Source organism: Burkholderia paludis (assembly GCF_000732615.1).
GTDB classification, from domain to species: domain Bacteria; phylum Pseudomonadota; class Gammaproteobacteria; order Burkholderiales; family Burkholderiaceae; genus Burkholderia; species Burkholderia paludis.
Genome location: NZ_JPGL01000011.1, coordinates 126,838 through 149,522 on the forward strand (window position 1 = coordinate 126,838; position 22,685 = coordinate 149,522).

General features: G+C 70.2%; 20 protein-coding genes. 12 read left to right on the plus strand and 8 right to left on the minus strand.

Annotation, left to right across the window (positions count from 1 at the left end; translation table 11 throughout):
• The first annotated feature begins 172 nt into the window (after positions 1–172).
• Both GQ56_RS0107835 and GQ56_RS0107840 read left to right on the plus strand, forming a co-directional pair.
• Positions 173–1,657, plus strand: coding sequence for a M81 family metallopeptidase (locus GQ56_RS0107835; protein WP_031398129.1), 1,485 nt, complete (start codon positions 173–175; stop codon positions 1,655–1,657).
• Between the two features lie 128 nt (positions 1,658–1,785).
• Positions 1,786–2,973, plus strand: a complete 1,188-nt coding sequence (locus GQ56_RS0107840; protein WP_031398130.1) for a YncE family protein — start codon at positions 1,786–1,788, stop codon at positions 2,971–2,973.
• A 212-nt stretch (positions 2,974–3,185) separates the two neighbouring features.
• Here GQ56_RS0107840 and GQ56_RS0107845 read toward each other — a convergent pair whose 3' ends face one another.
• Entirely contained in the window at positions 3,186–3,962 is a 777-nt protein-coding gene (locus tag GQ56_RS0107845; RefSeq protein WP_031398131.1) for a class I SAM-dependent methyltransferase, read from the minus strand.
• Between the two features lie 110 nt (positions 3,963–4,072).
• Positions 4,073–4,207 carry a hypothetical protein gene (locus GQ56_RS46895; RefSeq protein WP_006405345.1) on the minus strand — a complete coding sequence of 45 codons (135 nt, stop codon included), beginning with the start codon at positions 4,205–4,207 and terminating at the stop codon, positions 4,073–4,075.
• 379 nt (positions 4,208–4,586) lie between these two features.
• On the opposite strand from GQ56_RS46895, the gene GQ56_RS0107855 reads away from it, so the two are divergent.
• Together GQ56_RS0107855 and GQ56_RS0107860 are read left to right on the plus strand one after the other, a co-directional pair.
• On the plus strand, positions 4,587–5,087 hold the full coding sequence (locus GQ56_RS0107855; protein ID WP_031398132.1) for an AI-2E family transporter: 501 nt from the start codon (positions 4,587–4,589) through the stop codon (positions 5,085–5,087).
• A gap of 70 nt (positions 5,088–5,157) precedes the next feature.
• Positions 5,158–5,970, plus strand: a complete 813-nt coding sequence (locus GQ56_RS0107860; RefSeq protein WP_031398133.1) for an alpha/beta fold hydrolase — start codon at positions 5,158–5,160, stop codon at positions 5,968–5,970.
• A 45-nt stretch (positions 5,971–6,015) separates the two neighbouring features.
• On the opposite strand, the gene GQ56_RS0107865 is transcribed toward GQ56_RS0107860, so the two are convergent.
• Genes GQ56_RS0107865 through GQ56_RS0107875 form a run of 3 tightly spaced genes read right to left on the minus strand, consistent with a single transcriptional unit; the run spans position 6,016 to position 10,069 of the window.
• A complete protein-coding gene (locus tag GQ56_RS0107865; RefSeq protein WP_031398134.1) occupies positions 6,016–8,043 on the minus strand; it encodes a DUF4034 domain-containing protein in 2,028 nt (675 codons plus the stop codon).
• Positions 8,040–8,816, minus strand: coding sequence for a DUF1266 domain-containing protein (locus GQ56_RS0107870; RefSeq protein ID WP_031398135.1), 777 nt, complete (start codon positions 8,814–8,816; stop codon positions 8,040–8,042). The genes GQ56_RS0107865 and GQ56_RS0107870 overlap by 4 nt, the downstream gene beginning before the upstream one ends.
• Positions 8,810–10,069, minus strand: coding sequence for a hypothetical protein (locus GQ56_RS0107875; protein WP_031398136.1), 1,260 nt, complete (start codon positions 10,067–10,069; stop codon positions 8,810–8,812). Before GQ56_RS0107875 ends, GQ56_RS0107870 begins: the two co-directional genes overlap by 7 nt.
• Before the next feature lie 70 nt (positions 10,070–10,139).
• Here GQ56_RS0107875 and GQ56_RS44090 point away from each other — a divergent pair, with 70 nt between their 5' ends.
• The 6 genes from GQ56_RS44090 to GQ56_RS0107905 all read left to right on the plus strand — a co-directional run bounded on the left by GQ56_RS44090 (position 10,140) and on the right by GQ56_RS0107905 (position 17,385).
• Positions 10,140–10,439: a hypothetical protein gene (locus tag GQ56_RS44090; protein ID WP_152601687.1), complete on the plus strand. Its 300-nt coding sequence runs from the start codon at positions 10,140–10,142 to the stop codon at positions 10,437–10,439.
• 242 nt (positions 10,440–10,681) lie between these two features.
• Positions 10,682–11,851 carry a class C beta-lactamase gene (gene ampC, locus GQ56_RS0107885; protein WP_031398137.1) on the plus strand — a complete coding sequence of 390 codons (1,170 nt, stop codon included), beginning with the start codon at positions 10,682–10,684 and terminating at the stop codon, positions 11,849–11,851.
• A 139-nt stretch (positions 11,852–11,990) separates the two neighbouring features.
• The gene (locus GQ56_RS0107890; protein ID WP_031398138.1) at positions 11,991–14,108 is read left to right on the plus strand and encodes a hypothetical protein; all 2,118 of its coding nucleotides are present in this window, start codon (positions 11,991–11,993) and stop codon (positions 14,106–14,108) included.
• A 12-nt stretch (positions 14,109–14,120) separates the two neighbouring features.
• Positions 14,121–14,381 (plus strand): hypothetical protein, encoded by a 261-nt coding sequence (locus GQ56_RS0107895; RefSeq protein ID WP_031398139.1) that lies wholly within the window; start codon positions 14,121–14,123, stop codon positions 14,379–14,381.
• 37 nt (positions 14,382–14,418) lie between these two features.
• A complete protein-coding gene (locus tag GQ56_RS0107900) occupies positions 14,419–16,557 on the plus strand; it encodes a phosphocholine-specific phospholipase C (protein ID WP_031398140.1) in 2,139 nt (712 codons plus the stop codon).
• A 141-nt stretch (positions 16,558–16,698) separates the two neighbouring features.
• Positions 16,699–17,385 carry a histidinol-phosphatase gene (locus tag GQ56_RS0107905; protein WP_031398141.1) on the plus strand — a complete coding sequence of 229 codons (687 nt, stop codon included), beginning with the start codon at positions 16,699–16,701 and terminating at the stop codon, positions 17,383–17,385.
• Between the two features lie 12 nt (positions 17,386–17,397).
• Here GQ56_RS0107905 and GQ56_RS0107910 read toward each other — a convergent pair whose 3' ends face one another.
• The 3 genes from GQ56_RS0107910 to shc form a co-directional block, all read right to left on the minus strand.
• The gene (locus GQ56_RS0107910) at positions 17,398–18,285 is read right to left on the minus strand and encodes a LysR substrate-binding domain-containing protein (protein ID WP_031398142.1); all 888 of its coding nucleotides are present in this window, start codon (positions 18,283–18,285) and stop codon (positions 17,398–17,400) included.
• A 121-nt stretch (positions 18,286–18,406) separates the two neighbouring features.
• Positions 18,407–18,778 (minus strand): cupin domain-containing protein, encoded by a 372-nt coding sequence (locus GQ56_RS0107915; protein ID WP_052001143.1) that lies wholly within the window; start codon positions 18,776–18,778, stop codon positions 18,407–18,409.
• A gap of 166 nt (positions 18,779–18,944) precedes the next feature.
• The gene (gene shc, locus GQ56_RS0107920) at positions 18,945–20,996 is read right to left on the minus strand and encodes a squalene--hopene cyclase (RefSeq protein ID WP_031398144.1); all 2,052 of its coding nucleotides are present in this window, start codon (positions 20,994–20,996) and stop codon (positions 18,945–18,947) included.
• A 53-nt stretch (positions 20,997–21,049) separates the two neighbouring features.
• Here shc and GQ56_RS0107925 point away from each other — a divergent pair, with 53 nt between their 5' ends.
• Entirely contained in the window at positions 21,050–21,730 is a 681-nt protein-coding gene (locus GQ56_RS0107925; protein WP_031398145.1) for a TetR/AcrR family transcriptional regulator, read from the plus strand.
• A 258-nt stretch (positions 21,731–21,988) separates the two neighbouring features.
• Entirely contained in the window at positions 21,989–22,534 is a 546-nt protein-coding gene (locus GQ56_RS0107930) for an AAA family ATPase (protein WP_031398146.1), read from the plus strand.
• The last annotated feature ends 151 nt before the right edge of the window (positions 22,535–22,685 follow it).

Consider the following 22,685-nt stretch of genomic DNA (forward strand, 5'->3'; position numbering starts at 1 on the left):
GATGGCAAGCGAACCGGCGGGCCGCGGTGCAATTCCGGCGACGGCGCGCCGCGCGCGCCGCGCCGTTTCATCATTTCATCGTTTCACCGATTGCGAGGAACTCGACGATGCGGGTGGCTGAGACGACAGCGGGCCGATGCGATTCGGCCGCGAACGCGGAGGGAGGGACACGATGAAGATCCTGATCGCCCGGATGAACCACGAGACGAACTCGTTCTCGCCGGTGCCGACGCCGCTCGCCGCGTTCGGCCGCGACGGCCCCGACTGGGGCGACGACGCGTATCGCGCGAACCGCGGGATGCGCACCGCGATGGCCGCGTTCATCGATGCGGCGGAGCGTGAGGGCGCCGAGATCGTCGCGCCCGTGTCGGCGGCCGCGAACCCGAGCGGGCCGGTCGCGGCCGACGCGTATGCGGCGATCTGCGACGCGATCGTCGCGGCGGCGCCCGGCTGCGACGCGGTGATGCTCGACCTGCACGGCGCGATGGTCGCCGAGCAGAGCGCGGACGGCGAGGGCGACCTGCTCGCGCGCGTGCGCGCGGCGCTGCCCGCCGCGCCGATCGCGGTCGCGCTCGACCTGCATGCGAACGTCACGCAGAAGATGATCGATCACGCGGACGTGATCGTCAGCTTCAAGACCTACCCGCACGTCGACATGTACGAGACGGGCGAGCATGCGGCGCGCCTGCTGCTCGACCGGCTCCACGGCCGTGCGCGGCCCGTGCTCGCGTGGCGGCAGCCGCCGCTGATGACGTCGACGCTGCGCAGCGCGAGCGCGGAGGGCGCGATGCGGCGCGCGGTGGAGGCCGCGCAGGCGGCCGAGGCGGACGGGATGCTCGCGGTCTCGGTGCTGCCCGGCTTCTCGCTCGCGGACATTTCCGCGCCGTGCATCAGCGTGGTGGTGGTGGCCGACGGCGACCGGGCCGCGGCCGACGCGGTGGCCGAGCGCATCGCGCGGCAGATCTGGGACGCGCGCGACGCGTTCGTCTATCGCAGCGCGCCGCTCGCCGAATCGGTCGCGCAGGCCGCGGCGCTGGCGCGCGGCGCGGACCGGCCCGTGCTGATGCTCGATCACGGCGACAACTGCATGTCGGGCGGCCCGTGCGACACGATGGATCTGCTCGAGGCCGCGCTCGCGCACGGGCTCGACGGCATCGTCAGCGGGCCGCTGTGCGACCCGCGGGCCGTCGCGGCGCTGATCGACGCGGGGGTTGGCGCGACCGTCACGGTGCCGGTCGGCAACCGGCTGCCGTCGCACGGCGGCGTGCGGCGCGAACCGTTTCGGGCGACCGGCGTCGTGCGCGCGCTCACCGACGGCGAATACGTGATCACCGGGCCGACCTACACGGGCCAGCGGGCCTACATGGGCCGCGCGGCCGTGCTCGATACCGGCGCGGCCACGCTCGTCGTCACCGAGCGGACGCAGGAGCCGTGGGATCTCGGCGTGTTCGAGAGCGTCGGGGTCGATCCGCGCCGCGCGCGCTTCCTGCTGCTGAAATCGCGCATGTATTGCCGGCCGGTGTTCGTGCCGATCGCGGCCGCGCTGGTCGAATGCGACAGCCGCGGCGTGACGGGTTCGGACTACGGGCTGTTTCGCTACGAGCGGCTCGTGCGGCCGGTGTATCCGCTCGACGACGTCGTCGGATGGGAGGGCTGACGGAAAGCAACCGGGCGCGAGACGCCGGACACGCCGGCTTTCGGGCATCATGCGGTGGCTTCGACCCGTCGAGCCGCAGGGTCGAGCCATTCCAATGCGTCCGCAACCGATCCGGAGAACCGACCGACATGCAACCGATTTCCTTTCGCCCGCGCAGCGCGCGCCTGCTCGCCGCGCTGACCCTCGCCACGACGGCCGTTGCCGTGCACGCCGCCGACTGGATCGTGTCCGGCAACGACGGCAAGTACCAGCGCGTCGAGGGCCGCGACACCTACCTGGCTTCGCCGCCCGCCGACACGCTGACGCTGCTCGACGCCAGCACGTTCCCGCCGAAAGTCGCCCTGCAGGTCGACGTCGAGAACGGCATCCAGGGGCCGCCGCAGGCCGTCGCGATCACGCCCGACGCGAAGCTCGCGCTCGTCGGCGCGCCGACGCGCTACGACACGGCCGCGAAGCAGCTCGTATACGACACGTTCCTGCAGGTCGTGACGCTCGACGCCGCGCCGCCGGCGGTCACGCGCATCGAGCTTGGCGCGCATCCGCAGGGGATCGCGATCGACCGGGCCGGCCGGCTCGCGCTCGTCGCGAACGTCGACGGCAGCGTGTCGATCCTGCGCATCGACGGCACGCAGGTGACGCTCGACGGCAGCCTGAAGATCGGCAAGAAGCGGCTGGCCGGGATCAGCTTCACGCACGACGGCAAGCATGCGCTGGTGTCGCTGCGCGACGAGCAGGGCGTCGCGGTGCTGAACGTCGACGACGGCAAGGTGACCGACAGCGGCGCGCGCCTGAGCACGGGCGTGGCGCCTTACACGATCGACGTGTCGAGCGACAACCGCTGGGCCGTCGTCAGCAACGTCGGGCTCGCGGGGCTGCCGGGCTATACCGGCACGCTCGCGGGCGACGCCGATTCGATCGCGCTGATCGACGTGTCGCGCGTGCCGTTCCGCACGGTCCAGTATCTGACGGTGCCGTCGTTGCCGGAAGGCGTCGCGATCTCGCCGAACGGCAAGTGGATCGCGGTTCAGGCGATGGACGGCTCGAACCTGACGCCCGACAACCCCGGCCGCCACAAGATCGGCAAGGTGCTGCTGTTCGAGATCCGCGGCGGGCAGGCGGTGAAGGTGAGCGAATTGCCGGGCGGCGAAGCCGCGCAGGGCATCGTGTTCACCGCGGACAGCCGGCACGTGATCGTGCAGTTCAACGTCGAACGGCAACTGGCGCTGTATGCGGTGGAAGGCGGCAAGCTGCGCGATACGGGCAAGCGGATCGCGCTGACGGGCGGGCCGTCCTCGTTGCGCACGCTGCCGCGCTGACGCGCGGGTATCGGTTCGACCGGGCGCGGCGGCCTGCCGGGCCGCGACGACACGGGCGCGGCGCGCGATGAACGCGGCAGCGCGGTCGTGTACCGGAGCCGGTGTGCCCGCGTTCCCGTGCCACCGCGCCTCGGTGTCCCGGCAACGCGCCGCCGCCGCGCCGCGCGATTGCGCGCGGCGCCCGCTTCATGCCGGGTGGCCGGAGCCTGCCGTTAAGGATTGAGAAACCTGGCGAGCCAGCGCGGTGTCGCCGTACGGTCGAACACCACGTGCAGCTCGGGACTGAACGCGCCGTATTCGAGCCCGTGGCGCTGCGCAAGCAGCGTCAGGGAACGGGTCGTGTGAAACGAGATGTGGCCGTTGCGCGGCACGCAGTACCACCACTGGTCGATGCCGCGCGCGATGATCTCCGGGGTGATCAGCGACGTCTGGAACAGCAGTGCGCCGCCGGGCTTCCGGTAGCGCATGATCTGGTCGAACAGGTCGAACGGCGCCGGATGATGCTCGAACACTTCGAACGACAGGATCGTATCGAACGTGCCTTCGGGGGGAACGGGGTGCGAGAACGGATCGTACGACGTGACGTCCGTGAAGCCGCGCGACGTCAGCTTCCGTTCCAGCAGGCCCAGGCCCGAGCCGAAATCGAGAACCCGGCTTTCGCGCATGTCCGGGAAGCTGTTGCAGAGCAGGTCGGCGTGCTGTTGCGGACGGATCTCGAGATACTCGGGGTCGTGGCGCGCGTAGTCGGCGTTGTACACGTGCCGCGCAAAATCGTCGTGCGTCCAGCTGTCGAACGCGGGCGCCCACGTGAAACCGCATTGCTCGCACGCGTGGTAGTAGATCGGGACGCCCGCATACGGGTCGACTTTCTTCCCGGCAATGATGTCGGCGCCGCAGCGCGAAAAATCGACCAGGCCGCAGAGACGTGCGGGGGCCGCACACACCTTGCAGGCGATGGGCGCCGGGGGGCGGTTCAGGTCGTGATTCAAGTTCCCGTCTCCTGCTCGCCGGCGAGGCGCACGCGTGATGGATGGTGCGGGAAGGCTATCACAGTCGCGTCGGCCGTCACGACCGTGCACGGCGCCGCCGCGCGGCGCGCTTACGGACGCAGCAGGTCGAATCCGCCGAAGACGACGACACCGCTCAACGCGATCATGGCGACGGAGTGCTGGCCGAAGTAGAGAATCGCGGCGGCAAGCCACGTCGTGATGCAGAAGGCGCCGATGCGGGCCATCGTGGGTTCCTCGAATGCGTGATGAAGCGGGCGCGCGCTGCGCGGCGTCGGCCGCTCGAAACGGCGGGCGATGCGTGCAGGCGGGCGGACAAGGCGGCCGCGAAGCCGCGACCGCGGCGCCGGCATGCGCGGCATGCCGGGCCCGCCCGGGCGGGGCCGAGCCGGCGACGGCGTGCGCCATTTGCCGGCAAAACCGCGATTTTACCAGTGCCGCGATACCCCGAATCTGGCCCTTTCGTGGCCGAACGGCGACGATCGTCGGGGAAACCGGTCCGGCTCCACCATTCAAGTTTCGTGTGACGAATGCCGTAAACGCGATGGAAGGCAGTTCCTGCCCTTCTTGTCACGACTACAGACCAACAACATACGGACCGACACGATGCAGATCGACTTCTCCACGACCACGCACGCCTCGTTGGCGACCGGCAGTCAGACCGCAAGCGCGTCGTCGGGCGCCGCGGCGACGACGCCGGCTACGACCGCCGCAACATCGTCCACCGGCGGCGCGACGGATGCGTCGGGCGCAACGGGCACGAACGGTACGACGGGCACCACCGGCACCTCCGGCGCGCAGGGCGCGACCGGCGCCACGGGCGAGACGCTCGGCGGGTCCGGCGCGTCGTCGGTCAGCCCGGCGGTCAGCCAGTTGAAGGAGCTGATCGACCGGCTGCAGAAACAGCTGGCCCAGATCGAGCAGCAGATGGCGAGCGCGGGCCAGCGCGCGAAGGAGGACCCGGCGGCGGCGATCGAGCAGCAGTCGCTGAGCGCGGAAGCGAGCGAGATCTCGGCCGCGCTGTCGAGCGCGGTTTCGCAGCTCGCACAGGCGCTCGAGAAGTCCGGCGGCTCGTCGACGGGCGGGCTGGTGTCGACGCAGGCCTGATCGCATCCTGCCGCGTCGGCGGCGCGCATTACAATCGCAGGCACGTCTCCCTTGCCAGGACGGTAGCCCGATGAATGCGGAACTCGACGACGACGACCTCGCCCGCTTCGACGCACACGGCGGCCCGCCGCTGCCGGCGGCCGACGCCGAAGGCTGGCTGGAACACGACGGCGCGCGCATCCGGCACGCGTCGTTCGGCCAGGGCCCGCCGGTCGTGCTGCTGCACGGCGGCCTCGGTCATGGCGGCAACTGGGGCAACCAGGTGCCGGCGCTGCTCGCGGCCGGCTACCGGGCGATCGTGATCGACAGCCGCGGCCACGGCCGCAGCACGCGCGACGAGCGCCCCTATTCCTACGAACGCATGGCGTCGGACGTGCTCGCGGTCATGGACGCGCTGCGCATCGGGCGCGCGCGTTTCGTCGGCTGGAGCGACGGCGCGTGCATCGCGCTCGTGCTGGCCGGCCGCGCGCCGGAACGCGCGGCCGGCGTGTTCTTTTTCGCATGCAACATGGATCCGGGCGGCACGAAGGAACTGGCGCCGAGCCCGCTGCTGGACCGCTGCTTCGCACGCCACCGCAAGGACTACATGCGATTGTCCGCGACGCCCGAGCGGTTCGACGCGTTCGTCGCGGCCGTCAGCGAAATGATGCGCACGCAACCGGACTACAGCGCTCGGGATCTGGCGGCGATCGCCGTGCCCGTGACGATCGTGCTCGGCGAGCACGACGAATTCATCCGGCCCGAGCATGCGGCGTATCTGGCGCGCACGATCCCGGGCGCGACGCTGACGATCCTGCCGGGCGTGAGCCATTTCGCGCCGCTGCAACGGCCCGCGCGATTCAACGCGGTCATGCTGGCGTTCCTCGACCGGCTGCCGGGCTGACGTTCGCGGGCGGGCCGCCGCGCGCGCACCCGGCCCGCCCCGCGCTCACACCATCGCGTTGTCGCCGCCGGGGATCTCGTGCGCCTTGATCCGCTTGCGATGCATGTTGTACAGCAGCCTGCCGAGCACGCCGTCCTCGTGGTATGCACGCGTCATGTTGCGCACGTATTCGTCGTCGGGCGCGACGGCCTGGGCGCCCATGATCCAGCGCACGCTCTCGCGGTAGTTGTAGAGCGTCTTGTCGCGGCCGTCGCAGAGCATGCCCGACAGCGCGGCCATGGCCGCCGGATGACCGCTTTCCGCGTGACCGCGCAGTTCGTCCAGGTAGCGATGGCGGGACGGAATGTCGTCGAGATCGCCGATGAACATCAGCAGGCATGCGAGGCCGTCGGTATGCCCCATCTCGTGCGCCTTGCGCGCCGCCTCGACGGCTTCGATCTTCATGCGCTTGCGTTCGGCGTCGTCCCTGCTGGCCTGGGCGATGTGGTGATACGCGTAGCCGAGCTTGTAGGCGCCCATGTTGCCGCCGCTTTCCATCGCCTGGCGGTAGTAGTGCGCGGCCTTGTGCAGATCGATCCCGACGTGCACGCCCTCCTCGTGGAACAGGCCGAGCAGGTACTCGCACGAATCGCCGCCGGCCTCGTAGCCGAGCTCGCAGATCGCGAAGGCATCCTCGCTGCGCCGGCCTTCGCTGCATAGCGCATACGCGAGCTGGTTCCAGGCCGGCGAGGCCGGTTCGTTGGCGCGCGCGGCGGCCAGCCACGCCGCGCCGCGCGCGTCGTCGCGGGCGAAGCCGAATGCGCCCGCGCGATGTCCGTAGCCGCGCAGGATCATGGCCGCCGTGCATGCGCGGGCGTCGGATGCGCGCTCGATCGCGCCGGTCAGCCAGTTTCCGTGCGGATCGGCATCGAGCGTCAGGCGGATCGCGATCTCCATCGCGGTGTTGTCGTCGATCGGCTGGTGGCGCTCGGCGTCCTGCAGGCGTGCATACCCTTGCGCGGCCTCGTCGCGCATGTAGTGCGCGTGGGCCAGCCAGTACTGCGTCTCCCAGCGATGATACGGATGCAGCGCCGCGTCGGCCCGCGCCAGCGTGGCGGCCATCGCGCGCCGGGCGTGCTCGGAGTCGTCGTCCGGACCCAGCGTTTCGCCGTGGTATTCGTCGTGCCAGATCTCGTGGAGCAGCCGGTCCTTCTCGACCGCGTCGAGGTGCGCGCACGCGGGGGATTCGACGAACGCGCGAATCTGGTCCTGCGAGCCGCCCCAGCGCGGCAGCATGTACCAGACGAACGTGCGCATCGGGACGTACTGGTGCGGATGAAGATGCAGCGTCGCGTCCATCCAGTACCACTTGCCCTTGCGCAGCTTCCTGCCCTGCGCGGGGCCCGGCAGCGCTTCCGGAAAGGCCGTCGGGCACGCGATCGGCACGTCGGGCGTCAGCCCGGACCGCGCGAGTATGCGCTGCAGCTCCGCGCGCGTGGCCGTGTCGTCGGCGGCGATGCCGAGGTCGGTCTCGACGCTCAGGTGCAGCTCGGTCACGGGCCAGCGGCGCTGCCGCACGAGCTGCGCGAGCCATTCGGGCTCGTAGACCGCCGACGCCATGCTCGCGAAGACGATGTTCGGCGCGCTCCACATCGTCGGCGCGAGCGTCAGCGCGCGCAGCGCGGCGACGATCGTCATCGTGGCGCACGCGTATGCGCAGATCCAGCCGGCCGCGGTCACCGTGTCCGCCCAGTCGGCGTCGTGGTATTCGGACGCCCAGTGGTGCCAGTAATGCGCTTCGCACAGCCATGCATGGGCGGATTGCGGGCGGGCCGCCTGCCACGCGCGCAGGCGCGCGAGGCCCTCGGCGCCGGCCTCGATGCAGGGCAGTGCGTCGGCCGGCAACGCGTCGACGTAGCGCGCTTCGGCCGCGCGGTCGGTCAGGCTCGCGGCGAGCGCCGCGTCGAGTTGCGCGTCGAGCGCGGCATGCTCGCCCGCGCGCAGCAGCGTGTCGACGTCGCAGATGAGCCAGCGCGGCTTCACGGGCGGAATCAGGTCGGCGGGGGCGGAGGGCATGTCGGTGTCGGTGGTCATGACGAAACGGGTTGGGGATCGAAGATGCGGTAGCCCTTCCACGGCAGCGAAAGCCAGTTTCCGGACGGATCGCGCAGGTGCTCGTGCACTTCCTGCGTGGCGCGCGACGACGCGGGGCCGTCCTGGCCGCTGCCGCGCAGCCAGTGCTGGCGGGCGCGCGCATACGCGAGCCCGAAGTCTTCCCAGCTGTCGAAGCTGTCCTGCGCGCGCTGCGCATTGAGCAGCAGCACGACCCACGCCTGCGGTTCGGGCGCCCAGCCGAGCAGCGCGATGCAGCGCACGAGAAACGCGGTGCGCGCGCAGTCGAACGCCAGCGCGTCGCGCACGCGGCCTTCCTGTGCGAGCTGTTCGTAGAAGCCATCGTGCGAACGGCCGACGCCGCCTATCCAGCCCGCGAGGATCGCCGGCACGCGCTGCACGACCTGCGACTCGGGCAGGTCGGCCGGCAGGTCGAGTTCGCGCCGCAACTGGCTGGCGAGCTTGTCGCGCTGCGCGTCGGGCAGCGCATGGACGAGGTCGTCGCAATCGCAGCGCAACCCGTTGCGGATCAGCAGGATGTCGGCGAGCGCCAGCGACCAGCGGCGGCGGTTCGGCGGCGTCTGGTCGGTGCGCGTGCGCGATACCGGCGTGGCCTGCGGGGCCGGGTCCGCGCGGTCGGTGCCCGCCGCCCGGCCCGCGTCGGCTTCGCGCATCGTGCGCCCGGCGGACAGGAGCGAACGCCACAGGAGCCGCGCGAGCCACAGCACCGCGATGCCGATCAGCAGTTTCAGCATGGCGGGCTCCCGTCCGCCGTCGCGGGAAACACGAGCGCCGCGCACAGCGCGGGATCGATCGGGATGCCTTCGATCGCGAAGGCCGTCGCGCCGGCCGCCGGTGCGTCCGGTGCCGCACCGGACAGCGCGGCGGCCGGCAGCGCGTGCCGCGCGGCCGCCGCCACGGCCGGGTCGATCTGCTTCAGCCGGTCGAGCGCGTAGGGCGCGTTGCGCAGCAGCAGCCATTGCAGCACGGCGGGCGGCTGCGGGAAATGCTCGATCAGGTGGAAGTTCTCGCTCATCACGCTCAGCAGATGGTCGGGCGAGCGCAGGTCGGTGACGAAGGTCCATTCGCCGACGGTCGCGCCCGGCGCCTGCGGCTCGAACACGAGCCCCATGCCCTCGCAATCGGGATGGCGCTCGCCGCGCGGCGAGAGCGCGCGCAGGAAGCGGCGGACGTCGTCGGCGTAGCGGCGCACCGGATGACGGTTCTGCTTGCCCTTGATCTGGCCGATGCGCAGGCCGTCGCCTTCGACCGACAGGCTGATCGTCACGTGCGGCTGGTTGCCCGCGCCGCGCAGCGTGAACAGCCGCAGCCGGCCGTCCTGCACGGCTTGCGCGTACTGCTCGCCGTATCCGCCGCGCAGCCGGCGGCGATCCGCGAACTGGCCGAGGCAATGCTGCATGCGGTACGACTCGTAGGCCAGCTCCTCGCGCAGCGCCGCATGATGGCCGTCGAACTCGAAGACGATCCCGTTCGGCGTGCGCAGCACCTCGCGCAGCGCGAGGCCGCTGCTCGGCGCCCAGCCCTTGTCGCGGCGCGCCTGCATCCGCTGGTGCTCGCGTTCCCACATGTCGAACGCCATCGCGCACGTGATGCGCTGCAGCTTCCGCGCATGCCGCGTGCCGGCGCGCGCGCGCAGGAATTCGACCAGCACGCGCTCGCGATCGAGCAGCAGCATGTGCTCGGGGTCGATGAAGTAGAGCGGCCGCGGCTCGGCCGCGGACGTCGGCTGCGTCAGGAACCGGCGCACGAGCCAGTCGGGCGCCGGCCGGTCGGCGCCGGCGAGCGCGCGGTAAGCGGCGAGCGAGTCGAGCGGCTGCGCGTGCCCGAACGCGCCGACGACCCAGCGGAAGAAGTGGTTGCCGAGCCACGCGAGGATCTCGGCCGGATCGCCGCGCTCGACGCTGCGGCGTGCGATGGCCGCCTTGATGTCGGGCGCATTGACGACATCGCGCGGCCGATAGGCGGATTCGGCCAGGGTTTCGGTCACGGGGGCACTCTCCGGTCAGGCAGGGCGTGCGCGGGCGGTGTGCGCGGGACCCTGAAAGTTCTTTCGGCTCATGGATGAAACGGCGGACGTGCGCGCCGGCGGTGCGCGGCTTCGTCGCGTATTCCCGATGCGGGACGGTCGATGCGTCGAATTACGCGACCAGGCGACGGCCCATGATGCGGGAGCGGGCGATCAGCGAATGGCGATTCATTATTTCTCTCGGGATGGCGCTTGTTTTTCTGGTTTCGCGAGTCTACTGCGAGATGCGCGGGTGAAGCAATCGCGCGACATGTCGACGCATGCGGATGTGCCGGGGCCGATCGCTTTTCCTGGCGATTTTCGTTATCGCTTGATTCGCGCCGCTGATTGAACGCGGTTGAAACTAGCGGCATGGCCGGCCGTCCGGCCCAGGGGCGGCGGATTGCGCCGGCGCAACGCGGCCTTGCGCGCACCTCATAAGTTTTTCTTTAGGCTCGCGCAACATATCGTCGATTGTTGGCGAACGGCCAGCAGGAGATAGTCCTGCCTCGACAGGCCGGTCGCCGTGATCGTTGCGCGGTGCGGCCGGATCTGTTGTTCACGCAACCATCAGAAATCAAAGGAACCGCAACCATGCGATTCAACGCGACACGCTTCGCCGCGACCCTGCTGGTCGCCGCGTGCGCCGCCGCCACGGCCGGCCGCGCGGCCGCCGCCACGCAGGACGATCTCCACGACACCGTGACCCGCCACATCGCGCCGCTGATGAAGCAGTTCGCGATTCCCGGCATGGCGATCGGCGTCGTCGCCGACGGCAAGCCGTACGTGTTCGACTATGGCGTGATGTCGACGCAAACCGGCAAGCCGGTCGACGGCGACACGCTGTTCGAAATCGGCTCCGTCAGCAAGACGCTGACCGCGACCCTCGCGGCCGACGGGCAGGAGGGCGGCGAACTGTCGCTCGCGGACCCCGCCGCGAAATACCTGCCCGCGCTGCAGGGCAAGCCGTTCGGCGTCCTGACGCTGCTCAATCTCGGCACCCACACGCCCGGCGGGATGCCGCTGCAGGTGCCGGACAGCATTCACGACGACGCGAGCCTGATCCGCTATCTCGACGCGTGGCGGCCCGCGTATGCGCCGGGCACGTACCGCACGTACTCGAACGTCGCGATCGGGATGCTCGGGTGGCTCACCGCGAAGGCGATGCACAAGGATTTCGCGACGCTGATGGAGCAGCGGCTGTTTCCGTCGCTCGGCATGACGCACACGTACATCAACGTGCCCGCCGCGGCCCAGGCCGACTACGCGCAGGGCTATACGAAGGACGGCAAGCCGATCCGGATGACGGCCGGCATGCTGTGGCAGCCGGCGTACGGCGTGCGGACCACGGCGGCCGACCTGCTGCGCTTCGTGCAGGCGAACATGGGGCTGGTCGGCACCGCGCCGCGCCTGCAGCGCGCGCTCGAACGCACGCACACCGGCTATTTCCGTGCGGGGCCGCTGACGCAGGACCTGATCTGGGAACAGTATCCGTATCCGGTCGCGCTGCCGACGCTGCTCGACGGCAACGCGCCGAAGATGCTGTACGACGCGGTGCCGGCCAGCGCGATCAAGCCGCCGCTCGCGCCGCGCGCCGATACGTGGATCAACAAGACGGGCTCGACCAGCGGCTTCAGCACCTATGTCGCGTTCGTCCCGTCGAAGCGGATCGCGATCGTGATGCTCGCGAACCGCAGCTTTCCGATCGAGGATCGCGTGAAGGCCGCCTACGGCATCCTCGGGTCGATCGACGGCCAGCGCTAGCGTGCGCGGCCGGCTCTACCCAAAAAATCTGATAGCGGTATCGGCGTGCTTCTGCAAAACGAAATACGCGCATCGCATCCCCTGAGCAGAATCCGGGCATATTTCCGGGCGTGTCCGGACATTCCAGTCAGGGGGAAACATGAGGAAGACAACTCTCGCGCGGCTGCTGTGCGGGCTGACCTTGGTCGGCGCGCTCGGCGCGTGCGGCGGCAACATGGACGGCACGGGCGGCGCCGGGGGCTCGCCGGCGACCGCGGCAGGCGGCACCGACAACGGTAGCGGCAATGGCAACGGCGGCACGCCGCCGGGCCAGCCGGCCGCGAATCGTGCGCTCGTGATCGAGCTCGACGGCGTGACCTACGCGGCGCTGACCGCCGGCATCGCCGGCGGCACGCTGCCGAACCTCGCGAAGCTGCACGTCGCGCCCGCGTACAGCGGCGGTGTCAACGGCCTGCCGTCGCAACAGCCGAACCTCGACACGCCGAGCTGGGCCACGCTGCTCACCGGCGCCTGGGGCAACCGCCACCAGGTGCTGTCCGACGCGCCGAACCAGGCGCTGCAGGCGCCGACCGCGTTCGATGCGCTGAAGACCGCGAAGGCGGGCCTGCTCGGCGCGGCCGTCGGGTCGCCGGCGCTCGCGTCGCTGCTGGCCGCCGGACGCAACGCGGGCTCGCTCGACACGCTCGCGAACTGCGCGGCGGTCGACAACTGCGTCACGCAGCAAAGCACCGCGATGATCCAGCAGGGCTATTCGCTCGTCGTCGCGCAATACCACTCGGCGCAGGACGCGGCGCTGAACTACGGCCTCGGCGCGTCCGCATACGCGAACACGCTGCGGCAGCTCGACGCGGCGGTCGGCGCGCTGGTGGCCGAGACCGCGAAGCGCGGCAAGGAGAACTGGCTGGTCGTCGTCACCGGCGGCCACGGCCTGAATGCGGCGGGCGGCAGCGACGGGCTGCCGCTGCTGTCCGAATCGACGACCTTCGTCGCGATGAACCAGGCCGACAACGGGCGGCTGGGCAGCGCCGCGCAGCCGGCGTCGCTGGCCGACCTGCACACGCGGGCCAGCATCGCGGACATCGCGCCGACCGTGCTCGCGCAGTTCGGCGCGCTGCCCGCGCCGGCCGCATATGAAATGGACGGCGGCGAGCTGATCGGCGCGCAACCGGTGTCGCAGCTCGCCGGTGCGGCCAGCGCCGACGGCCACAGCGTGGTGCTGACGTGGGCCGCGCCCGCGAGCGGCGCGATCGCGGTGTACCGCGCGGGCCAGCAGATCGCGACGCTGCCCGCCGGCACGACGACCTACACCGACAGCAATCTCGGCCTGAGCGCGGCCGGCACCTACAGCTTCGACTACGTGGTGACGGCCGGCGGCGCGCCGCTCGGCAGCATCGCGCGGATCGCGTACGTGCCGCCGCCGCCCCCGCCGCCCCCGCTCGCAACGTCGCTGAAGAACGGCCTCGCGTCGTATTATCCGTTCGGCGCGCTGCCGGCCGTCGATGCGCTGAACGCCGGCACGATGGGCCCGTTCTCGGCCGCCGCGAACGGCGGGTCGCTGAGCGCCGATCCGTTCGGCGGACAGGGGCTGCAGGTGACGACGCAGATCGTCGACACGAACGGCTACGACGGCTACAGGATCGTGCAGAACACCGATATCGCGACGCAGGCGCAGTTCACGATCGGCATGTGGGTGAAGACCCCATGTACCGACGTGGTCGGCTTCGGCACGCCGGTGTTCGCGAACAAGAACTGGCAGAGCGGCAAGAACGCGGGCATCGCGATCGGGCTGTTCCCGCAGGCGTCGGGCGCGCCGTCGGGCACCTGCAACATCCAGTACAACGCGGGCGACGGCTCCAACCGCAACGACCTGAAGACGATGAACGTGACCGCGAACCAGTGGGTGTACGCGGCATTCGTGATCGACACCGTCGGCAAGACGATGACGGCCTACACGTTCGACCCGGTGCTCGGCGAGCAGAAGCAGAGCACGCCGCTCACGGTGTCGGTGGCCGCGCTGCCGGGCCTCGGCACGAAGACCTTCGGCGTGAACGAGGACGGCACCGGCCAGTACCACATGCTCGCGTGCGGCTATCCGGCCAGCCACTACAGCGGCGGCTATACGGTGAACGCGTGCACGACGGTCAAGCCGAACGTGGAAAGCTTCTCCGACGTCGCGATGTGGAACCGCGTCGTCACCGAAACCGAATTGCAGTCGGTCGCGGGCTCGGGCAAGCCGCTGTCGACGATCCTTCACTGACGGAGTGCCGACATGAACACGATTCACCTGCGCCGCGTGCGCGTCGCGCTCGCCGCCTGCGTGCTGAGCGCGCTGGTCGCCGGATGCGGCGGCGACGATTCGGGCGGCGCGGCCGCGAGCGCCGCGAAGGCGAACGCCGCGCCGGCCGGCGCGGGCGGCGCGAGCGCGCCCGTGCCGATCGTCGCGATGCCGGGCGCCGGCCCGTGCCCCGCATCGGGTACGGCCGCGCTGCAATCGCCGTCGCTGAATTCGCAGCTGCGCTGCGCGCCGTGACGCGCGCGCCTTTCCGGGACGACCTTCCTTCTCGATCATGACTTCCATCGACCGCCGTTCGTTTCTCCGTGCCGCCGCCGCCGGCACGGCCCTCTCGATGTTCCCGCCGGCGATCCGGCGCGCGCTCGCGATTCCCGCCAACAACCAGACCGGCACGATCAACGACGTGCAGCACGTCGTGATCTTCATGCAGGAAAACCGCTCGTTCGACCACTACTTCGGCACGATGCCCGGCGTGCGCGGCTTCGGCGACCGTCTGACGATCCCGCAGCCGGGCGGCGCGCCGGTCTGGCTGCAGAACGACGGCAAGCGCCCGGTGCTGCCGTTCTACCTCGACAGCACGAAGGGCAATGCGCTGCTGGTCGGCGGCGCGCACTCGTGGACCGATTCGCATTCGGCGTGGGACAACGGCCGGATGACCGCGTGGCCCGCGTCGAAGGGCGACGCGTCGATGGGCTACCTGCGCCAGTCGGACCTGCCGTTCCACTTCGCGCTCGCGAACGCGTTCACCGTGTGCGACGCGTACCACTGCTCGCTGCACGGCGGCACGAACTCCAACCGGATCTTCCTGTGGACCGGCACGAACGGCCCGACGGGTTCGAACACGGCCGTCGTGAACAACGACGGCTGGGACGGGCTCGCGTCGTCGAAGACGGGCCTCACGTGGACGACCTACCCGGAGCGCCTGCAGGCATCCGGCGTGAGCTGGAAGGTCTACCAGAACATGCCGGACAACTACACCGACAACCCGCTCGCCGGCTTCGCGACGTTCCGCAAGGTCAACGAGACGGTGCCCGGCTCGCCGAACGCGCCGTACACGCCCGCGATGGAAGCGCTGTCGCCGCTGTACAAGGGGATCGGCAACACGATGCCCGACGGCGGGTTCCTGCAGTCGCTCGCCGACGACATCGCGGCGAACCGGATGCCGCAGGTGAGCTGGATCGTGTCGCCCACCGCGTACTGCGAGCATCCCGGCGCGTCGACGCCGGGGCAGGGCGCGTACTACCTGCAGCGCCTGCTCGACACGCTGACCGCGAACCCGGACGTGTGGAGCAAGACCGTGCTGTTCGTGAACTACGACGAGAACGACGGCTTCTTCGATCACATGCCGCCGCCGAACCCGCCGTCGCGCAACACGGACGGCACGTATGCGGGCAAGTCGACCGTGACCACGCAGTACGAGTACTTCACGCTGCCGAACCCGCCCGGCGATTCGTCGCCGCTCGCGCCGGACGGCCGCCCGTACGGGCCCGGCCCGCGCGTGCCGATGTTCGTCGTGTCGCCGTGGAGCACGGGCGGCTGGGTCAACTCGGAAGTGTTCGACCATACGTCGGTGCTGCGCTTTCTCGAGCAGCGCTTCGGCGTGCAGGAGCCGAACATCAGCCCGTGGCGCCGCGCGGTGTGCGGCGACATGACGTCGGCGTTCAACTTCAGGAACCCCAACGGCAACCCGACGACGTCGCTGCCGGCGCCGACCAAGGCCGCGGCCGACGCGCAGCATCTGCAGCAGAGCCTGCAGGGCGCGGTGCCCGTGCCGTCGGTCGGCGCACAGCAGATGCCGGTGCAGCCGCAGGGCGCGCGGCCGTCGCGCGCGCTGCCGTACGAACTGCATGCGAGCGCGAACGCCGACGTGTCGGGCGGGCTGCTGTGGCTCACGTTCAGCAACACGGGCTCGGTCGGCGCGGTGTTCCACGTGTACGACAAGCTGCATCTCGATCGCATGCCGCGCCGCTATACCGTCGAAGCAGGCAAGCAACTGTCGGATTCGTGGACGGTGGTGGCCGACGATGCGGGCAACTACGACCTGTGGGTGCTCGGGCCGAACGGCTTCCTGCGCGAATTCCAGGGCAACGTCGCGAAGGCCGCGAGCGGCCCGGCGCCGGAAATCCGCGTGTGCTACGACCCGGCGAACGACGCCGTGTACCTGACGATCATGAACGTCGGCAACGCGGCGAGCCAGGTCACGGTCACGTCGAACGCGTACCGCACCGACGGCCCGTGGGGCTACGCGGTGCCGGCCGGGATGCAGGTCGAGCCGTACTGGACGCTCGTCGCGTCGAGCGGCTGGTACGACTTCACGCTGTCGGCCGAGAACGGTCTCGTGCGCCGCTTCGCGGGCCGCGTCGAAACCGGCAAGGACGGCATCAGCGATCCGGCGATGGGCGTGTCCGGCTGACAGGCGCCGGCCGGGCGGCCGGCGTCGCATCCCCGGTAGCCGCCGGCGTGCACGACCCGCGCCGGCGGCCTTGGTGCGCGGCCTCGCATCGGCGGGGCCGCGCGTTTTTCATTCCTCCCCGATCACACGACGTTTCATTCGATGACGCAACTCGCGCTTTTCGATCTCGACTTCACCCTCATTCCGTTCGACAGCGACCAGGCCTGGGGCCGTTTCATGGTCGAACACGGCCTCGTCGACGCGGCCGAATTCGCCCGCATCGACGCGGCCTTTTCGGCCGGCTACGCGGCCGGCATGCTCGATATCCACGCGCATCTGCGCGACATGCTCGCGCCGCTCGCCCGCTTTTCGCGGGAGCGGCTCGCGCACTGGCATGCGTGCTTCATGGCCGACGTCGTGCGGCCGGCGATTGCGCCGGCCGCGCTCGACCTCGTGCGCCATCATCGCGCCCGCGGCGACCTGTGCTGCGTCGTGACCGCGACGAATGCGTTCATCACGCGGCCGATCGCGCGCGCGTTCGGCATCGACGCGCTGATCGCGTGCGAACCCGAGACCGTCGACGGGCACCCCGAGTCGCGCTATACGGGGCGTCCATGCGGCGTGCCGAGCTATCGGGAGGGGAAGATCGTGCGCACCGACGCGTGGCTCGCATCGCTCGGCCTTGCATGGTCGGACTTCGAACGCAGCTGGTTCTACAGCGATTCGCACAACGACGTGCCGCTGCTCGAGACGGTGACCGATGCGGTCGCGACGAATCCGGACGAACGGTTGCGGGCGGTGGCGCTGCAGCGCGGCTGGCGGATCGTGGAGCTGTTCGAGACGGCCTGAGCGCGGGCGTCGTCAGGCGTGCGCCGGCATGCGCGCGTCGCGGCCCCCGACGTTGGCCATGAACGCGGCGATCAGCCGCGTCCCGGCGCGCGCGTCGAGGTAGTAGAGGTATTCGTGCATCGGCGGCATGTCGTCGGCGAGCGGGACCGCGCGCAGCTCGGGATGCAGGCCGACCTCGCCGCGCGGCATCAGCGTGCAGCCCATGTCGTGCCGCACCGCCTCGCGGATCGCCTCGCGGCTGCCGAGCTCGATCGCGCTCGCCGGTACGTGGATGCCTGCGTGCCGCAGCACGTGTTCCATCAGCGCGCGCGTGCGCGAGCCGGCCTCGCGCAGCAGCAGCGTCTCGCCGGCCAGCGCGGCGAGCGCGACCGACGCGCGCGCGGCGAGCGGATGCGAACGGTGGACGACCAGCACGAGCGGATCGTTCGCGATCGTATGGCGGACGAAACGCGGATCGTCGTCGCGCTGCGACGACACGGCGACGTCGACGCGAAAATCGACGAGCGCGTCGAGCACCTGCTGCGAGTTGCCGATCTCGACGCTGATCTTCACGGCCGGATACTGGCGCCGGAACGCGGCGATCGCGGGCAGGATGTAGAACGGGCCGGTCGTGCCGACGCGCAGGTTGCCCGTATGCAGTTCGCGCTCGTTGCGCAGCGCGAAATCGATGTCGTTCTCCATCTGCAGCATCTGGCCGATCATCGGCATCAGCGACGCACCGGCGTCGCTGAGATCGAGACGATTGCCGCGGCGATGGAACAGCTCGACGCCGTAGTGGCGTTCGAGTTGCTGGATGCGCGACGTGATCGTCGGCTGGCTGACGTCGAGACGCTTCGCGGCCGCGGTCACGCTTCCCTGGCGGGCGGTTTCGTAGAAGGCGGCGAGAAGCAGGGCAAGCATGGCGACACACGGGACGGGACGAGCGGAAATTACCGGCCGCGTGTGTCAATGCCGTGTCATCGCCGTGGAATGCCGTGGCAAATTGGGGCGCACTGTTGCGCATGCAACGGGCGTGGGGCGCTTACTCCGGCGGCTGCTCGTCGTATGCGACGAAGATCTTCCGCGTGTGCTCGACCACTTCCCATGTGCCGCGAAAGCCCGGCGGAATCACGAAGCGGTGGCCGGCGCGCAGGGTCTTGCGGTTCCCGTCGAGGTCGGTGATCACCGATATGCCTGCGAGGATCTCGCAGTATTCCGCCTCGGTGTACGCGACGTGCCAGCAGCCGGGCGTGCTTTCCCAGATGCCGGTCGAGAAACGGCCGCACGGGCTCGCGAAGCCCGGCGTGAGCGTGTGCAGCGGATCGCCGGAAATCAGCTTCTCGGGCGACACGCGGTACTGCGTCGGCTCGCCGCTCGGGGCGAACGCATCGGTGATGGAGGAAACGTCGATCATGATGGACCTGCTTCGTCGGGTTGGGGGGAACGGGGCGCGCCGGCGGCGACGCGCGATCCCGCGCCCGACATCATCGCAGATCGACGCGCCGGTGCGCCCGGCGGCCCCCCCGGCAGCCCGATTCCGGGCCGGGCGATGCCGGCCCGGCGAAGCGCCGCGCGACCGGTCAGGCGAGCGTTGCGTCCGTCGCCGCGACGGCCTCGGCATCGCGCGCGGCCGCTGCCGAAGCCGCGGCGCCCGCGAGCCGCCGGTAGCGCGCGAGCGCCCACAGCGGGAAGTACGCGGTATAGCCGTGATACTTCAGGTAGAAGATGCGCGGGAAGCCCGGCGCGTTGTGCGAGCGGTGCCACCAGAAGCCGTCGTCCTGCTGCACCGATTGCAGATACGCGATGCCGCGCTTCACCGATTCGGATTCGAAGTCGCCGAACGCCATCTGCGCGAGCAGCGCCCACGCGGTGAAGTTCGACGTGCTCTCGCCGCCGTTGGTGCCGGCCAGCCGCGGGTCGATATAGCTGTCGTTCGTCTCGCCCCAGCCGCCGTCCGCATGCTGCCGCGCGCGCAGCCAGTCGATCGCGCGTGCGATGTACGGCTGCGACCGGTCCTCGCCGGCGAGCGCGAGGCCGGCCAGCACGCTCCACGTGCCGTAGATGTAGTTCGTGCCCCAGCGGCCCCACCAGCTGCCGTCAGGTTGCTGCGTGCGCTTCACGTAGTCGATGCAGCGCGCGAGCGACGCGCGCTCTTCCGCGCGTTTCGTCACGCCGAAGCACAGCAGCACGCGGCCCGACACGTCTTCGGTCGGCGGATCGAGCAACGCGCCGTGATCGGCGAACGGGATCGCGTTCAGGTACATGCGGTCGCAGTCGGCGTCGAACGCCGCGAAGCCGCCGTTGCGCGACTGCAGCCCGCGCATCCAGTCGAGCGCGCGCGCGACGCGCGGCGCATGCGGGTTCCGGCCGTGCGCGTCGGGATGCGTGCGGCCGCGGCGATCGAGCATCGCGGTGACGACCGCGGTGTCGTCGATGTCGGGGTAGTACGGATTCGCGTACTGGAACGCCCAGCCGCCCGGCTCGGTTTCCGCCGGTGCGTTCTCGATCCAGTCGCCGCGCAGGTCGTTCACCTGGCGCACGGCCAGCCAGTCGTACGCGCGCGCGATGCGGGCGTCGAGGTCGCGCAGCGTGTCGTCCGGCTCGCCGGCCTGCGGCGTGGCGACGCCGCGCGCCTGTTCGAGCGCCATCGTGCTCCACGCGGTGTCCCACACCGGCGACAGGCACGGCTGGCAATACATGCTGCCGTCCGGGCGCGTGACCAGCAGCTTTTCCAGCGCGTTCTCGCAATCGCGCCGCAGCGGATGGTCGTCCGGGTAGCGGAGCACGTCCATCATCTGGTAGCTGTAGACGATCGGCGGGAAGATGCCGCCGAGCCCGTCCTCGCCGTTCATGCGCTCCGCGCACCAGGCTTCCGCATGCCGGATCGCGCGCTGCCGCAGGCGCTTCGGCATCAGCGGCTCGATGTGGCGGACCGTGCGGTCGAGCGCGAGGAACAGCCGGCGCATGCCGCGCGCCGGAGGGAAATAGTGGCGCTCGTCGTCGGGCGCCGTGACGAACAGCTCGCGGATCGAGACGTTGCGCGGATTGCGCGCGCGCGCCTTGAGCGAGCACAGCACCAGGAGCGGCACCATCGTCGTCCGCGCCCAGTATGCGACCTTGTACATCGAGATCGGCACCCACTTCGGGAACAGCACGAATTCGATCGGCATGAACGGCGCCGCGCGCCACGGCACCTGGCCGAAGGTCGCGAGCAGGATGCGCGTGAACACGTTCGCGCGCGCCGCGCCGCCGAGCTTCAGGATCGCGTCGCGCGCGCGGACCATGTGCGGGGCGTGTTCGCTGTCGCCGGCCGCCTTCAGCGCGAAGTACGCCTTCACGCTGCACGACACGTCCGGGTCGCCGTCGACGTACAGCGCCCATCCGCCATGCGTATCGAGCCGCTGGTTGGCGCGCAGGTAGCGCGCCATCCTCTCCTGGCGAAGGTCGTCGATCTTGTCCATGAAATGCATCATCAGGATGTATTCCGCGGTGATCGTCGCGTCGGATTCGAGTTCAAAACACCAGCTGCCGTCGGGCTGCTGAAGACGCAGGAGCGCGTCGCGTCCACGGGCGATCGCGGTGTCGAGCGCGGACCAGGAGGAGGGGGCGGGTTTGTTCATGCGGCGGATCATACCATCCAGCCGGAATGTTTATATCGAGACGCCCGGGTGCTACCATCCGCCTCATGAAAAAACGCCTCGAACCCGCTTCGCACGATGTGTCCGCGCCTGTCGGGCCGGCCGAAACCGCCGCCGCACGGGCGTCTGACGGTGCGGCGGCGCCGGCTGTCGCCGCCGGCGTGCGGCGAAAAAAAGCGCCGGACCAGGTGCGCGCGCAGCTGCTGGCGGCCGCGTCGGACATCGCGACGCATCACGGCGTGGTCGCGTTGACGCTCGATGCGGTGGCCGAGCGGGCCGGCGTGACGAAAGGCGCGTTGCAGTACCACTTCGCGAACAAGCAGGGGCTGCTGGATGCGCTGTTCGGGCAGGCCACCGAGCGGTTCGCCGTGCAGATGGCCGCGCGGATGGCGGCGGATTCCGCCGGCGACGGCGCGGCGGCGCGCGCCTACGTGCACGCCGTGCTCGACGAGTCGCACCCGGCCGCGAGTACCGATGTGCTGCGCGTGCTGGTCGCGTCGATGATTACCGACCAGGACACGCGCGCGCGCTGGTCGGTGCCGATGCGCGAATGGGCGCGCCCCGATCCGGTGCCGCTCGAGCAGGCCGCGACGCTGATGATCTGCCGGCTCGCGGCCGACGGGCTGTGGATTTCGACGCTGCTCGACAGCGTCGAGATGCCGGCCGAATTGCGTGCGGAGATCGTCCGGCAACTCGACGCGATGAGCCGGAACGCGGCGCGCGGATGACGCACGGCACGGCCCCGCCGTCGCCGGCGGCCGGAATGCGCGCCGGCCTCAAGCGGGCAGGCGGACGGACGCCGCCCGAATCCGCTTGCCCGCGATCCGGCCGTTGGCTATGCTGGCACGCATGAACCGATCGCCTGTCCGCCCGATTATTGACGCCGCAAGTGTGCCGGCGGGGTAGCGATCGACAGGATGCATATCGTCAAAACCCGCCCGGAAGGCGGGTTTTTGCTTTTCGGGCATGCCATGGAGAACCTGAACATGCAGACCGGGAAGCCGTTTCACGCGGCGGCATCGAACGATGCCGCGCTGCTCCACATGGTATGCGGCAAGATCGCATCCGGAAAATCGACCCTCGTCGCGCGGCTCGCGAGCGCCGGGCCGAGCGTGCCGATCAGCGAGGACGTCTGGCTCGCCCACCTCTATCCGGACGAGATCCTGTCGATCGAAGACTATGTCCGCTGCGCGGCGCGCGTCAGGCACGTGCTTGCCGATCATGTCCGCGCGCTGCTGCGGGCCGGCGTGTCGGTGGTGCTCGACGTTCCGTTCAACACCGTCGCCGCGCGCGCGTGGGGGCTCGACGTGGCGCGGGCCGCCGGCTGCGACCATCGGCTGCATTACCTCGACGTCGACGATGCGGTCTGCAAGGCGCGCCTGCACCGGCGCAATGCGCGCGGGGACCATCCGTTCCAGGCGACCGACGCCGAGTTCGAACGGATCACGCGCTACTTCGTCGCGCCGGATGCGGCGGAAGGGCTGAACATCGTCGCGTATGACGAAGCGGGTTCCGTCAGGCCGTCTGCGTGACGTGCGACGGCGTGGCGAACGATGCGTGGCTCGACGCCGGCCGGTTTTGCGGGAGGTTGTCGACAGGGAGAAGGGGGCTTCGCCGCGACGTGGCGTGGCATGGCGTGGCGGGGGCCGTGCGATGCGTCACGGCCAGGTCGGCGTGTCATGC

What these genes read in the sequence shown, in the direction of transcription:
- GQ56_RS0107835 (WP_031398129.1), top strand. Translation starts at nt 173, where the DNA reads ATGAAGATCCTGATCGCCCGGATGAACCACGAGACGAACTCGTTCTCG.
- GQ56_RS0107840 (WP_031398130.1), top strand. Translation starts at nt 1,786, where the DNA reads ATGCAACCGATTTCCTTTCGCCCGCGCAGCGCGCGCCTGCTCGCCGCG.
- GQ56_RS46895 (WP_006405345.1), bottom strand. Translation starts at nt 4,207, where the DNA reads ATGGCCCGCATCGGCGCCTTCTGCATCACGACGTGGCTTGCCGCCGCG.
- GQ56_RS0107855 (WP_031398132.1), top strand. Translation starts at nt 4,587, where the DNA reads ATGCAGATCGACTTCTCCACGACCACGCACGCCTCGTTGGCGACCGGC.
- GQ56_RS0107860 (WP_031398133.1), top strand. Translation starts at nt 5,158, where the DNA reads ATGAATGCGGAACTCGACGACGACGACCTCGCCCGCTTCGACGCACAC.
- GQ56_RS0107865 (WP_031398134.1), bottom strand. Translation starts at nt 8,043, where the DNA reads ATGACCACCGACACCGACATGCCCTCCGCCCCCGCCGACCTGATTCCG.
- GQ56_RS0107870 (WP_031398135.1), bottom strand. Translation starts at nt 8,816, where the DNA reads ATGCTGAAACTGCTGATCGGCATCGCGGTGCTGTGGCTCGCGCGGCTC.
- GQ56_RS44090 (WP_152601687.1), top strand. Translation starts at nt 10,140, where the DNA reads ATGGATGAAACGGCGGACGTGCGCGCCGGCGGTGCGCGGCTTCGTCGC.
- ampC (WP_031398137.1), top strand. Translation starts at nt 10,682, where the DNA reads ATGCGATTCAACGCGACACGCTTCGCCGCGACCCTGCTGGTCGCCGCG.
- GQ56_RS0107890 (WP_031398138.1), top strand. Translation starts at nt 11,991, where the DNA reads ATGAGGAAGACAACTCTCGCGCGGCTGCTGTGCGGGCTGACCTTGGTC.
- GQ56_RS0107895 (WP_031398139.1), top strand. Translation starts at nt 14,121, where the DNA reads ATGAACACGATTCACCTGCGCCGCGTGCGCGTCGCGCTCGCCGCCTGC.
- GQ56_RS0107900 (WP_031398140.1), top strand. Translation starts at nt 14,419, where the DNA reads ATGACTTCCATCGACCGCCGTTCGTTTCTCCGTGCCGCCGCCGCCGGC.
- GQ56_RS0107905 (WP_031398141.1), top strand. Translation starts at nt 16,699, where the DNA reads ATGACGCAACTCGCGCTTTTCGATCTCGACTTCACCCTCATTCCGTTC.
- GQ56_RS0107910 (WP_031398142.1), bottom strand. Translation starts at nt 18,285, where the DNA reads ATGCTTGCCCTGCTTCTCGCCGCCTTCTACGAAACCGCCCGCCAGGGA.
- GQ56_RS0107915 (WP_052001143.1), bottom strand. Translation starts at nt 18,778, where the DNA reads ATGATCGACGTTTCCTCCATCACCGATGCGTTCGCCCCGAGCGGCGAG.
- shc (WP_031398144.1), bottom strand. Translation starts at nt 20,996, where the DNA reads ATGATCCGCCGCATGAACAAACCCGCCCCCTCCTCCTGGTCCGCGCTC.
- GQ56_RS0107925 (WP_031398145.1), top strand. Translation starts at nt 21,050, where the DNA reads ATGAAAAAACGCCTCGAACCCGCTTCGCACGATGTGTCCGCGCCTGTC.
- GQ56_RS0107930 (WP_031398146.1), top strand. Translation starts at nt 21,989, where the DNA reads ATGCAGACCGGGAAGCCGTTTCACGCGGCGGCATCGAACGATGCCGCG.